Source organism: Clostridium sp. Cult2 (assembly GCF_021655075.1).
Lineage (GTDB): Bacteria > Bacillota > Clostridia > Tissierellales > Tepidimicrobiaceae > Schnuerera.
Map to the genome: position 1 here is coordinate 1 of NZ_PPXX01000017.1, position 13652 is coordinate 13652.

Annotated in this window: 15 protein-coding genes; 7 read left to right on the forward strand and 8 right to left on the reverse strand. The window is 29.2% G+C overall.

Annotated features, from left to right (window positions below; genetic code table 11):
- Nucleotides 1-113: 113 nt before the first annotated feature.
- The 3 genes from C3E90_RS01980 to C3E90_RS01990 form a co-directional block, all read right to left on the reverse strand.
- A complete protein-coding gene (locus C3E90_RS01980) occupies nt 114-629 on the reverse strand; it encodes a toxin-antitoxin system YwqK family antitoxin (RefSeq protein WP_236913871.1) in 516 nt (171 codons plus the stop codon).
- Between the two features lie 21 nt (nt 630-650).
- Nucleotides 651-1130: a hypothetical protein gene (locus tag C3E90_RS01985; protein ID WP_236913872.1), complete on the reverse strand. Its 480-nt coding sequence runs from the start codon at nt 1128-1130 to the stop codon at nt 651-653.
- Between the two features lie 92 nt (nt 1131-1222).
- Nucleotides 1223-2632 (reverse strand): LuxR C-terminal-related transcriptional regulator, encoded by a 1410-nt coding sequence (locus C3E90_RS01990; protein WP_236913873.1) that lies wholly within the window; start codon nt 2630-2632, stop codon nt 1223-1225.
- Nucleotides 2633-2881: 249 nt separating this feature from the next.
- Here C3E90_RS01990 and C3E90_RS01995 point away from each other — a divergent pair, with 249 nt between their 5' ends.
- The 4 genes from C3E90_RS01995 to C3E90_RS02010 all read left to right on the forward strand — a co-directional run bounded on the left by C3E90_RS01995 (nt 2882) and on the right by C3E90_RS02010 (nt 5870).
- The gene (locus C3E90_RS01995) at nt 2882-3820 is read left to right on the forward strand and encodes a Dam family site-specific DNA-(adenine-N6)-methyltransferase (RefSeq protein WP_236913874.1); all 939 of its coding nucleotides are present in this window, start codon (nt 2882-2884) and stop codon (nt 3818-3820) included.
- A 158-nt stretch (nt 3821-3978) separates the two neighbouring features.
- Nucleotides 3979-4674 carry a cytochrome c biogenesis CcdA family protein gene (locus tag C3E90_RS02000; protein ID WP_236913875.1) on the forward strand — a complete coding sequence of 232 codons (696 nt, stop codon included), beginning with the start codon at nt 3979-3981 and terminating at the stop codon, nt 4672-4674.
- Between the two features lie 14 nt (nt 4675-4688).
- Nucleotides 4689-5288, forward strand: coding sequence for a TlpA family protein disulfide reductase (locus tag C3E90_RS02005; RefSeq protein WP_236913876.1), 600 nt, complete (start codon nt 4689-4691; stop codon nt 5286-5288).
- Complete coding sequence (locus C3E90_RS02010; RefSeq protein ID WP_236913877.1) at nt 5289-5870, forward strand: prolipoprotein diacylglyceryl transferase family protein; 582 nt, start codon at nt 5289-5291, stop codon at nt 5868-5870.
- 57 nt (nt 5871-5927) lie between these two features.
- On the opposite strand, the gene C3E90_RS02015 is transcribed toward C3E90_RS02010, so the two are convergent.
- Complete coding sequence (locus C3E90_RS02015) at nt 5928-7187, reverse strand: putative manganese transporter (protein WP_236913878.1); 1260 nt, start codon at nt 7185-7187, stop codon at nt 5928-5930.
- A 159-nt stretch (nt 7188-7346) separates the two neighbouring features.
- Here C3E90_RS02015 and C3E90_RS02020 point away from each other — a divergent pair, with 159 nt between their 5' ends.
- Entirely contained in the window at nt 7347-8201 is an 855-nt protein-coding gene (locus C3E90_RS02020) for a tRNA 2-thiocytidine biosynthesis TtcA family protein (RefSeq protein WP_236913885.1), read from the forward strand.
- A gap of 53 nt (nt 8202-8254) precedes the next feature.
- Here the strand turns inward: C3E90_RS02020 and rpoD are convergent, their stop codons facing one another.
- The 4 genes from rpoD to C3E90_RS02040 all read right to left on the reverse strand — a co-directional run bounded on the left by rpoD (nt 8255) and on the right by C3E90_RS02040 (nt 12257).
- Nucleotides 8255-9337, reverse strand: coding sequence for an RNA polymerase sigma factor RpoD (gene rpoD, locus C3E90_RS02025; protein ID WP_236913879.1), 1083 nt, complete (start codon nt 9335-9337; stop codon nt 8255-8257).
- A 188-nt stretch (nt 9338-9525) separates the two neighbouring features.
- Nucleotides 9526-10098 (reverse strand): GerMN domain-containing protein, encoded by a 573-nt coding sequence (locus C3E90_RS02030; RefSeq protein ID WP_236913880.1) that lies wholly within the window; start codon nt 10096-10098, stop codon nt 9526-9528.
- A 109-nt stretch (nt 10099-10207) separates the two neighbouring features.
- Nucleotides 10208-11584, reverse strand: coding sequence for a sensor histidine kinase (locus tag C3E90_RS02035; RefSeq protein WP_236913881.1), 1377 nt, complete (start codon nt 11582-11584; stop codon nt 10208-10210).
- 1 nt (nt 11585) lies between these two features.
- On the reverse strand, nt 11586-12257 hold the full coding sequence (locus tag C3E90_RS02040) for a response regulator transcription factor (protein WP_236913882.1): 672 nt from the start codon (nt 12255-12257) through the stop codon (nt 11586-11588).
- Nucleotides 12258-12386: 129 nt separating this feature from the next.
- On the opposite strand from C3E90_RS02040, the gene C3E90_RS02045 reads away from it, so the two are divergent.
- Both C3E90_RS02045 and C3E90_RS02050 read left to right on the forward strand, forming a co-directional pair.
- Complete coding sequence (locus C3E90_RS02045; protein ID WP_236913883.1) at nt 12387-13061, forward strand: YczE/YyaS/YitT family protein; 675 nt, start codon at nt 12387-12389, stop codon at nt 13059-13061.
- Between the two features lie 33 nt (nt 13062-13094).
- A partial coding sequence (locus C3E90_RS02050; RefSeq protein WP_236913884.1) for a phosphoribosylaminoimidazolesuccinocarboxamide synthase occupies nt 13095-13652 on the forward strand: 558 nt, incomplete at its 3' end.

Genomic DNA, 13652 nt, shown 5'->3' on the forward strand with positions numbered 1-13652 from the left:
TTGCCATAAAAAATTCTCCTTTCTGGTTTTGGTCTTATTTAGATTCTTGCCAGAAAAGAGAATTTTATTTCCTAAAAGCACAAATTATTTTACACTACCGGATAATATGATAATCAAGGATACATTTCTATCCTTGATTCTTTTCCGTTAACTTCATAGTAAATCCATTCCCCTACTTTTATTCCATTTCTATAACTTCCTTCTTCTTTTTTGTTTCCATTTTCATGGTAATAAGTCCATTCACCATCTTTTAGTCCATTGATATATGAGCCAGTTGATTGAAGTATTTCATTATTCCACCAAGTAGTCCATGTTCCAACACATTTACCATCCTTATATTGACCAATTAACAGCAAAAATCCATCTTGATGCAACACTTTATATAATCCATGGAGTACACCCATACTGTAATTCTCTTCTACTTTTAGATTTCCATCTTCATAATAGTATTTATACGGACCATTAACTAATCCATCAATAACTGAACATTGGGAATATATTTGATTTGAATTGGGATAATAATTTGTTATTAATCCTTGTAATTTTCCATCTCCATCTATATAATAAACTTTGTTTTTTTCGGTCATCATAGTGAGCAAAGTATAATCAGTGGTATTAGATTTTTCCATTGGTATACTCCTTTCCGCCGTTTATTTTATCATAAACTTATCTCCTAATATATTCTTTATTAAATCAATAAAACTATCTTCAAAATCCAAATAATTATTTACTCCTCCAACCGTTGATTTATATACTTTTTTCCCATACTCTATTGTAATTTCAGGTGGAATAATATAATTAGATTCATATTTATCCTTTGAGGAGATTATTTTGGATTTGGTATATTTAATTTTATTAATTTCATTATATTCAATAATGAAATTATCAGGATTTTCAGCTAAAATATCTTCTGGTTTCATGTCCAAAAATCTTTCTCTATTTGTTATATAGCTAATGTCTTCTAGATTATTGATATATACATTATTAGCATTTATAGCTTTTGAATACATTGCGCTGGTTATAATATTTATAAGTATTCTATAATTAGTAAATACGAATATCCAGTAATCATATTTCATAAATCCAGCTTTTTTAAAACCAGTAAAAGAATCAAGGACTATTTCCTCCATGGGCAACTCCTCCTATAAATATGCTTATTAATAATATAATTTATTATTTTTATTTTATCTCCACCTAAAAAGTATGAAAATAAAAAAAGCCATCACCTTTTTCGGGTGATGGTTAAGATTTTAATCAATTCCGCTTTGCTATTTATATTATACTTAGCATATATATTTTTAATATGAGTTTTTATAGTATTTTCGCTTAAATATAATTCTTCAGCTATCATTTTATAGGTTCTTCCCTTTAATAATAAATCTACTATTTCATTTTCCCTACTTGTTAATCCTGGGTATTTGTTAATGGTATCTTCTACTTTTTCTGATTTATTATCATACAATCTAAACAAGAATATATGTTGGTTGATGATTAGGGATAGATGTTTATGTAAAGAGGGTAGTATCATCAATATAATGAATACTATTATTAAAGCAAAAACCGTTGAATTAAATTCAATTGCCGTAATATTTAATTTAGCTATTATCACATCTCCAACTAATATGCCAAATACATTTGCCGATAATCCTATACCAAATATTTTGGCAGGGTTTTTCACGTAATCAATCAATTCGCCAATAATACTCCACCAAAATAAATCACAGACCCCAAATGCACCTAACATTAGTGTATTAATCAACAAATAGCTAGGGATAGATCTATCTAATATAATAAATAATAAAAAGGATATTCCTATGATGGCAATTGCTATATTCAATATGTAAGCTTTATTTGTTTTATCTGGGGATTTCATCAATAAGAAAAGCACTACTATATATGGGATAGCCCAATACCAGCTTGTAAGCTTTACATGATGACTAAAAGCTGGGGTAACAACACTATACATAAGACCAGAGTTTATGGTGATTATTGCTATGAAAATCCATAGCAATCCCATTGGCTTAGAAATATCAATCACCTTAATTATTACATCTTTTCCCTTTCCTAGAATATTAGGTTTTGGTATATTCGATACAACGATTAAAGAGATTACTAGGAAAGTAATGGTTAGGGATAAAGCGAAATAAATGGAAATATTTATTGCTATAGTATTTATTATAAGCATAAATACATTTGATAAAATTAGCACTTTTACAATTGTCTCTACCTTTTTGTTTGCCTTAGTAAACTTTTTAAAGTAAAAACCCCAAGACCCTATATATATCCCAGCAGCAAAAGACATAGCATAAAGCGAAATATTCCACAATAAATTATATGGCAGAAAAAACATCATAGTACCAATAATACATATTATGGTTATATGTATAATAGCCTTATTTGCCTTATTTAAACTATCCACAATATATCCAGAAAATATCAATCCTAGAAAATGTGCTGAAATGGAGATTAAAGGAATGTTTCTCAAATCTATATTAAATTTTCCATAAAGACAATATATTAGCTGACCATGAAAAGGAATTGTCAACAACCAAGCTGAAAATAGTGAAAAAAACAATATAGAATTTTTATTAATTTGAGAAAGTAACAAATCCTTTTTATCAGTACTTTCCATTTTATCACATCCTATTTACTATCATTAATATATATTGTTATACCAATGATATTTAGTATTATAATTATATCATAATAATTAAACCTCTTTAGGGTTATTCTTAAATTTTTCTTTAATAAGGCCTATATATAATAAGTGGAAGCAAATCATGAAATTGATTTGGGATAATAATATGGTATATAATTATAATATATGAATCTATTCAATAGGATATGGCTAGGAGTATGGATATAGAGGAGCGTAAAAACATTGTCAAAAATATTGGGTAATTATAAACTAGTAAAATCACCTTTGAATTTTACAGGAGGTAAATATAGATTACTAAATCAGTTATTACCTTTATTTCCTAAGGAAATAAATACCATGGTTGATTTATTTTCTGGCGGCAGTAATGTTGGTGCAAATGTAGAGGCTAATAAAATAATATCTATAGATAATCAAAAAGAATTAATAAGTCTTTTCAACAGTTTTTTATTGCATAGGAAAGAGAATATATTTCAAACAATATTTCATATTATCGATACATATAATCTTTCTAATTCATCTAAATATGGATATGAATATTATGGATGTAATAGCATGGATGGATTAGGAAGTTATAACAAATCTAGGTTCACTAAATTAAGAGAAGATTATAATGGATTAATAGGGGAATCTTTTTATAAGGATATGATGTTCTATACTATAACTATATATGCATTTAATAATCAAATAAGATTTAATAATGAAGGTAAATGTAATATACCAGTAGGAAAAAGGGATTTTAATAATAATTTGCAAAGGAATTTATCCAAATTTATAGATAGGATCAAGTCTATTGATATAGAGTTTCATGTAGCAGATTTTATTGATTTAGACATAGATAAGTATGATGAAAAAGATCTGTTTTTCTATGTTGATCCCCCTTATTTAATAGCTAAAGCTACATATAATGAAAAAAATGGTTGGAATGTAGACAATGAGGAAAAACTTTTAAGATTATTAGATCAAATAAATTCGAAAGGGATAAAGTTTGCTCTTTCCAATATAATAGAGAATAATGATAGAAGAAATATCATATTAGAGCAATGGAGTAGAAAATATAAGGTACATTATTTAGATTATAGTTATAGAAATTCAAATTATCAAAAAAACAGAAGCAAGAACAAATCATCTAAAACTATGGAGGTGCTAGTTACCAATTATTAATAGCATCATATAGAGGCAGAATTATTAGGAAAACAAATAGTGGGTATTAATAAAATTACCTGCTATTTTGTTTTTTCTTGCAATTTTTATAAAAATAGTTATAATTATAGGGGCAGGGGGTATATAACTGTAAGGAATAATATTTTAGGGGTGAGATTATGGAGTTAGGAAGTGTTTCATTACCAATTGCTTTTGGAGCTGGATTTTTATCATTCTTTTCGCCTTGTATTCTTCCTTTAATACCAGTGTACATAATGTATATGGCTGGTGTTAATCTGGAAAGTGAATTAGCAGAAAGAAGATTAATTGCAGTTACAAGGACTATCGGCTTTATTATTGGATTTACCATTATATTTCTGATAATGGGCACTTCAGCTAGTTTTATAGGGAAAATATTTATAAGGAATAAGGATATTTTTTCAAAGGTTAGTGGAGCATTAATAGTAATATTTGGTTTAAGTATGATGGGCATAATAAAGTTAGGATTCTTGAATATGGGGGGCAAAGTTAAATCTCCTAAAAAGGTTACTAATTGGTTTAGTTCAATTTTAATGGGAATGGCTTTTGCTGCAGGATGGACTCCGTGTTTTGGTCCTGTATTGGCATCTATACTTATATATGCGGGAGGAGCAGATACGGTTTCTAAAGGAGTATATCTATTATTAGTATATTCTATTGGTATGGCAATTCCCTTTTTGTTTACTGCACTATTTATTAATGTATTTAGCAAGTTTCTTGAAAAAACTGAAAAGTTTATGATATATGTCCCCAAAATTGGTGGATTAATTATGGTGATTTTTGGGATACTAGTATTCTTTAACAAGGTTATAGATATAAGCAGATTATTGCTATGAAAGGAAGGGATAGAGTGAATAGGAAAATTGTAGGTATAATAATACTCGCTGTAGTATTAGTTGGAGGACTCTATTATTTTGCTGCAATAAAGGATGGAGAACTCAAAGAAAAATCAGTACCCGAAAACAATATTACGGAAGATATAGATGAGAATGTTGGTGAGAAAGAGGCATCTGAAGACTTGACCTATGATATTGCTATTGGTGAAGAGGCACCAGATTTTACTCTCAAAGATTTAAATGGGGATGAGGTATCTTTATCTGACTATAGAGGAAAAATTGTTTTAATCAATTTTTGGGCAACTTGGTGTAAGTACTGCGATATTGAAATGCCAGATCTTCAAAAGTTGGATAAGGAAAATGACGATTTAGTGGTATTAGCTGTAGATGTGATGGAGAAAAAGTCACTGGTAGAAGAATATATTGAAAAAGGCGGTTATGATTTTCAAGTTGTTTTAGATGAAGATGGAGATATAGCTAAGACTTATTTAGTAAGCGCTTTTCCTACCTCATATTTTGTTGATAAAGATGGAATATTATTAGGTGGAGTACCAGGAATGATGACTTATGCACAGATGACTAAAATCATTGAAGGTATTAGGGAAAGTGAGTAGATGAGACCATTTTTTTTTACTTATAAATCAATAAATATAACTTGGTTCATGACCTTTGCCATTATTTTAGCTAGTATTAGTTATGTCATCGCTGGTATTTTAGCCAAGGAATATGAAGAGGATAAAAACAAAATAGAAGATATTTTTATGATCTTATTGATTGTAGTATTTATTGGAGCTAGACTTATCTATGCTATAATAAATATCCAATCTTATAAAGGTAATATATTTTCTATATTTAAAATATCCCATTATAATCTATCCTTATTAGGGGGCATAATATTTGGGCTATTAGCATTATTATTATTATCTAAAAAATATAAAGTTGAATTTAATAAATTATTTAGAATCTTTGTAGTTCCATTCTATTTTTCTATGGCTGTAGGAATATGGGTATTAATGTTTGACCGACTTTTATTTTCTTCAACTCATTTGAATAATATTCCAACAAGTATAATATCTGCTTCTTTATTGTTTTTAATGGGGATGATATTAGAATTAGTTTTATCCAAAAAATTTAATAATAAATATATTTCATCTGTAATTTTAGTTGTGGTAATGTTTTTATATTATATGATATAAAAATTTGACGTAAATAAAAGTGAGAGATTGTTACAATATAATCTCTCACTTTTATTTTTAAAAAAACTTAATCTCTATATAATATGCCAACAACCCCACTACTAATGCAGCTATGGTATTAAATACTGTAGACCAAAAGGCAGATCTTTTATCTATTGCAATTAAAGGAAATAAAGCATCTCCATCCTGAGAGATGGCATTAGCTAAAAGAGCTGCAAAGGGTAAAATACCTTTAGTGTATAAGGAAACAAATATTATCTGAGGCCCGCATCCAGGAATAATTCCTATAAGAGTTCCCACTATTACAGCTGATAGACCTGTTTGTGATAAAAAGGATGTGACTAAAGCTTCTCCAGCTACATAGTCTCCTAAACCTAATCCTAGAATAAATAGTTCATAGGCTAAATATGCAAAAAAGACCCAAGTGGCTACAAAGGCTGTTTCTTGAGCATTGTGTATTAAAGTTTCTTTTAGGAAAAGAACCTTTAATTCAGTTTCTTCGTGAGTGTCAGCTTGTATAAACTTTTTACCCATAATCATCATAATAATGGATAACCCTGTTCCAATTACACCCATTATAGTGCCTAAATTGGGTATAGCTAGATTATTTAAATCTACTTGGAATAAATCTAATACTCCAAATATAAGTCCCACAGCTATTATTATCCAATAAACCATATATCCATTATGGGTAAATTTATACCCTAGAGTACCAAATTTTTGGTGACCTTTTATAGAATGATGAAGAATAAGGTCTATTTCATCGCCTTCATAATGACCTATATGGGAGATGGAATTTGTACCATGGCCAGATTCACTTAATACAATATTATGAATAGTATGGTCCGTACCCTTATGGAGGGATTCCAATTCCCTTTTATTTTTTCTTTTCTCATTATACTTTTCAAGTAGTTTATCACCAAAATTGAAGTAATCTACTATATACCCTGTTATAATAGCAACTACAAAGGATATAATGCTTACTAATATATATTTTAAAGGCATGGCAGACATAAGCACAAAGGCTGAATCTCCCATGGTAGCAATTAAAGTAGCCACTATGGTACCAAAGCTAACAGTTCCTTTGGGGAATAATGGGACAACGAATATGGCCCCGCCACATCCAGGGGTTAACCCTAAAAGGGATCCAATTATAGGTTGTGTTTTTTTAGATTCTTCAATTTTTCTTACTAATTTTCCTGAGAATTTGTAGTCTATGTAACCAAAAAAAAGCAAAACAGCTCCTACAAAAACAGTAACTTGAATAAAAGCATTTTCTGCACTGTATAATATTAACCTCAATATTTCATTAGCCAATCCTACCTCCTCCTTATAAAACTATATAATATATATCTACCCATATATATTAATAATAATTTCATTCTTATATCTATTAGGTATATGAAAAAATAAAAATAGGATGATATAATAATAAAAGAGTATAAATATGGAGTGATAAAATTGACTGAAAAAGAAATCAAATTAGCAGGAACTGGTTGTGAAACCTTAACGTCTATAGAGGAAAGAAAGTCCTTAGCTGAAATAGAGAGAAGTATAATAAAAAGATATAGAAAACATATATGGAGTAAGTTTGTTAAAGCTATAAAAGAATATGAATTAATCCAAGAAGGTGACAGGATAGCAGTAGCTATTTCAGGTGGAAAAGATAGTTTACTTATGGCTAAACTATTCCAAGAATTGCATCAACATGGGAATACTAACTTTCAATTGGAATTTATTGCAATGGATCCAGGATATCATCAAGATATTAAAGAACTTTTAATAGAAAATTGTAAGTATTTAAATATTCCAGTTCACATATTTGAATCAGGGATATTTGAAATAGCTAATAGGATTGCAGAGAATTATCCTTGCTATATGTGTGCTAGGATGAGAAGGGGTGCCTTATATGGGAAAGCACAAGAATTAGGATGTAATAAATTAGCCTTAGGCCATCATTTTAATGATGTTATAGAAACCACTCTATTAAATCTTTTATGTTCAGGGAACTTTAAAACTATGTTACCAAAATTAAAATCTCAAAACTATGAAGGCATAGAACTTATTAGACCACTTTATTATATAGAAGAAGAATATATTAAAAGGTTTATTCAATATAGTGGTATTTGGCCATTAAATTGTGCTTGTATGGTAGCTGCCAAAAAAATAGGAAGTAAACGGTATGAAATTAAAGAATTAATAGAAGGCTTAAAAAAGAACTTCACAAATGTGGATATGTCTATATTTAGGGCTGCTGAAAATGTAAATATAAATGGAATTTTAGGTTGGGAGCAAGATGGAGAGAAGCATTCCTTTTTAGATTTCTATTAAAAAGAGTAAATATATAGTAAAGGATTCGCATACTTTATTTAGCGAATCCTTTATTATTCTTCTAAGAAATCCTTTAGTTTTCTACTTCTACTTGGATGTCTAAGTTTTCGAAGGGCTTTTGCCTCTATTTGTCTGATTCTTTCTCTAGTAACATCGAATACATTGCCTACTTCTTCTAAAGTTCTAGACCTGCCATCATTTAAGCCAAATCTCAATTCTAATACTCTTTGTTCCCTTGGGGTTAAAGTGCCTAAAACATCTATTAGCTCCTCTTTAAGCATTATATGGGTTGCTATTTCTGCAGGGGTTTCCATTTGGTCATCTTCAACAAAATCACCTAGTTGACTATCTTCTTCTTCTCCTATTGGTGTTTCTAAAGATATAGGTTTTAAAGCTATTTTCATTATTTCTCTAACTCTATCTATATCCATATTCATTTGCTCTGCAATTTCCTCAGGATATGGTTCTCTACCTAATTCTTGTACGAGTTCTCTTTGCATTCTTACAACTTTATTAATATTCTCAATCATATGGACTGGAATTCTTATAGTTCTACCTTGATCTGCTATGGCTCTAGTAATAGCTTGACGTATCCACCAAGTAGCATAGGTACTAAATTTATAGCCTTTTTTATAATCAAATTTTTCTACTGCCTTAATAAGCCCTAAATTCCCTTCTTGTATCAAATCTAACAAAGACATTCCTCTGCCTATATATTTTTTAGCAATACTAACTACTAATCTTAGATTTGCTTCTGCAAGTTCTTTTTTTGCTTTTTCATCCCCTGCCTCTACTCTTTTTGCTAAAGCTATCTCCTCTTCTCTAGTAAGAAGGGATACTTTCCCTATTTCTTTTAAATACATTCGTACTGGGTCATCTACGATTACAGTTTTACTGGTTGGAGCTGTATCTTTAATAGAATCTTGGCTAGCCTCATCTTCTTCATCTTTATTTTCAACTATATCAATATCCATATTTTCTAAACTATCATATATATTATCTATTTGTTCAGGATTTAAATCTATCTCTTCTAAAGAATCCATTATTTCATTATAGGTAAGTTTCCCCTTTTTTTGGCCCCTATCGATTAAACTTTTAATTTCAGGAAATTCTTGTTTTAGATTATTTTTATTCATCAAAAACTCCTTTCTTTAGAATTTTATTATATTTAAATATTTACTCTCTATATATATCTTATCATATAAAGGTTAATATTACATTTTTCTTCAATGAAAAAACAAAGGTAGACTTTGTACTACCTTTGTTTTTCGCTATATAATTTTTACTGTATACTATCTAAATTTATTAATTAGTGGGCAATTTGCTATTTTTCAAAAGGCTCAGATATTTCAATATGTCCCATTAAGGTTTCAGCTTTTTGTCCATCTATTAGAAACTGAACTCTTTCTACACTTTCTAGTTCTACTAATGAATTAACTATTTGAGCTATGGTGAAATCTTCCTGCATAGAACCACCATAGAGTCCTTCTCCAGCAAAATTTACAAAGGCTGTTCCATCAGCAACTTCAACACCTAATAATTTAACATTTGAAGGTATCACTGTATTTAATTTTTCGGAATCTGGTCCTTTTATCAATTCTTTTACGATTCTTTCTTCCAGGGAAATATCTCCATATTCAACAATTCTTTTTTCTGGTATTAACTTTTCTAAACTTTCATCTCCTGTTTCTACATATTCTTTGTTTGCAAAATAAAGGGTTACTTCTATTTCATCAGTACTAGGAGTAGGTTCTACTATCTCTTCCTCTTCCTCCTTTTCTATATCCTGAGGATTTTCTACTCTATCATTATCTTCAGAAGGAGTGTTAGATTTTGTACAAGCAGCTAAACTAAAAACCATAAGGACTAATAAAAATATTGCTATAATTTTTTTCATGATATCATCTCCTTTCTTCTATTTGATTACATTATACTAAATACTTTTTAAGATAAAATGAAAAATTATTAAGAAATTGTTAAGAATATTAAAAGTAACTCTAAAGAAACTAAAGCGGAATGGTTATAGTAAAAGCACTTCCTAACTTTAAAGAGCTTTTAACAGATATTTCCCAATTGTGTTTATCGATTATATTTTTCACTACTGCCAATCCAATGCCATATCCCTCTACATTGAATTCTTGTTGAACATTATTTTCTAAAACTCTAAAACCACCTTTAAAAATATTAGGTAAATTCTTTTCATCTATTCCTATGCCATTATCTTCTATAGTTATTAATACTTTATCCTGAAAATCTTTAAGGGTTATTGAAACATAATTTTTTTCTTTTGCTTCATCCTTATATTTAATAGCATTATCAATAATATTAAATAAAACTTCTTTTACTCTATCCCTATCGCATTTAGCTATTACTTTTTTCTTATTATCAATAGTTAAAAGAATTCCATTTTTTTCTGCATAAGGGGATATAAGCTTAACTGTTTCTTCTAGTATCTCTCCAAGGTCTTGGTTTTTAATATCTAGAGTAATTTCTTCTAATTTTATAGAATTCATTAGATAATTTACTAAATCTTCCATTCTTTCTGTTTCTCCATATATATCCGACAAATATTCTCTATAGGTTTCTATATTGTTATTCCCTATGGAAAGGGATTCTATTAATACCTTTATGGAAGTAAGAGGGGTTTTTAATTCATGAGAAATACTGTTAATAAAGGTTTTCCTGTTTTTTTCGATATTATATAATTTATTACTCATATCATTAAAGGTTTGAATAAGAGTTCCAATTTCTCCTTTGGTTTTACTTTTCACATTATATCCTAAATTTCCTAATGATACTCTTTCTACTCCATAAGACAATTCTCTTAAAGGTTTGGTCATATTATTTGCAGCAATAATTGTTAATACTAAGGATATTATTAATGCAGAAGTGGCAACCTTTAACATATTATTTTTTAATTCTTCCACATCTTCATTTAATGAGTCTAAAGAAGCGGATATGAGGACTACACCTAATATTTTATTTTCAATACCATCATTTAAGATTATCGGTACTGAAAGTTGGAGGACTTCCCTATCTTCAACCATGTATTTTCCAGACTTTGAATTGCCTTCTAAGCTGCTATTTATTTCTTTGTTATTAAGGGTTCTGCCTATATAGCTATTATAATTATCTATTAAAACTTTCTTGTTAGAATCAACTACTAATATTCTAGAACTGGACTGTTTGCCGTAACTTTTCACCATTATTCTTGCAAATATAATATCTTCTAAATTCCCTTTATAGGTATCCGCCACAATATTAGCAGTTTGGAATAATCTAATTTCAGTATTTTTTACTTGTGTATTTTTATAATTATTTAGCATCAATATACTAAAGGCTGAAAAAGCCAAAATAATTATTAAACTATATATGATGAGCATCTTAAATCTTATTGAAATAATAACCTACCCCCCATTTAGTCATAATGTATTTTGGGTTTTTTATATCATATTCTATTTTTTCTCTGATATTTTTAATATGGACATCAATGGTTCTTACATCAAAGGGTTCTTCTTCCCATATATAATGGAAAATCTCTTCTCTAGTATAAACCCTTCCAGGATTCTTAGCCAGCAAGTAGAGCATTTCGAATTCCTTTTGGGTTAGTTTTATTTCTTCATCCTCTACGTAGACTCTTCTTTCATAATAATTAATAGTTAAATTCTCCAAAGATATTACCATGGTTTCCTTTCTTGCATTAAATCTTCTAGTTATAGCTTTAATTCTAGCTAGTAATTCTAGTACATTAAAAGGTTTTGTCATATAATCATCCGCTCCAAATTCAAAACCTAGTATCTTATCATAATCTCCGTCTTTTGCAGTAAGCATAAGGATGGGCATATCATGGTTTTCTCTAATCTTTTTACATAACATCATACCATCTATATCTGGAAGCATCAAATCCAATATTATAAAATCAATTTTTTCTTCTTCAATGATTCTAAGTGTTTCACTACCATTATAAGCAGTAAATACATTATAACCTTGCTGTTCTAAACTGTGCTTTAAACCTTTTACAATTAGCTTTTCATCATCTACAACTAATACATTCATTTAATCACCTTCTCCATAATAAACTGAGACAGTTTAATTATATCATTATCTGTAAGAAAATTGGTTTCTAATTATGGATTATAATGATATAATTAATATAAAAATCGTATAACAAAGAGGGGTATCTAAATGAAAAAGATAGTTCTAGCCCTATTAAAACTATTTGCTGGATATTTTGTCTGTGCAATAGGTATAGTAATGACTATAAATGCAAATTTAGGATTAGCTCCTTGGGATGTTTTTCATCAAGGGCTTTCAAATGTAACTGGTATAACCATAGGAAGGGCGCACATTTTAGCAGGTGTTAGTATTATTATTTTAGACAGTATTTTTGGAGAAAAGATTGGTTGGGGCACAGTATTAAATATGCTATTTATAGGAATATTTATTGACTTTTTGATGTTAAATGATTTAATTCCCATATTCAATAAATTATTACCAAGTTTAATCATGATGCTTTTAGGAATGCTAATATTAGGATTTGGCTGCTACTTATATATAAGTGTTGGATGGGGTTCAGGGCCAAGGGATGGCCTTATGATTGCCCTTGTAAAGAGGACTAATAAATCAGTCAGATTTATTAAGAATACTCAGGAGATTATTGCTGTAACCATTGGTTATTTATTGGGAGGGCATGTAGGCATTGGAACATTCATAATGGCTATTTTAGGTGGGTATTTTATGCAATTTGCATTTAAAATTACTAAATTTGATGTAAGTAAGGTCCAACATAGATTTATAGATGATGATATAAAGTTTATTAAGGGAAAGCTAATAAGTAAGAAATCGGATGTTCAGGAATAAAAATAAATTTAATTTTGAAGGAGCTGGTTATTTATGAAACTAATCAACAAAGGAAAAACAAAAGACGTTTATGAACTGGAAAATGGGAATTACCTATTAAAGTTTAAAGATGATGTAACAGGAGAAGATGGCGTATTTGACCCAGGTGCTAATACAGTAGGTTTAACTATTGAAGGTATGGGAAAATCAGGTCTTAGGTTGACCAAATTCTTTTTTGAAATATTAAAAGAAAAGGGAATACCTACCCATTACATAGAGGTAAATATTGAAGAGGCAACTATGACTGTAAAACCAGCAAAAGTATTCGGTAATGGATTAGAAGTAATCTGCCGATATAGAGCTGTTGGAAGTTTTTTACGTCGTTATGGAATGTACGCTAAAGAAGGTCAGTCTTTAGATGCCTTTGTAGAAGTTACCCTCAAAGACGATGAAAGAAAAGATCCACCTATTACAGAAGACGCTTTACACATGTTAGGTATATTAACACATGAGGAATATAAAATATTGAAAGAACTTACTATAAAGATTAGCAATATAATAAAAGAAGAACTAGCTAAAAAAGGAATAGAACTTTACGATATTAAATTAGAA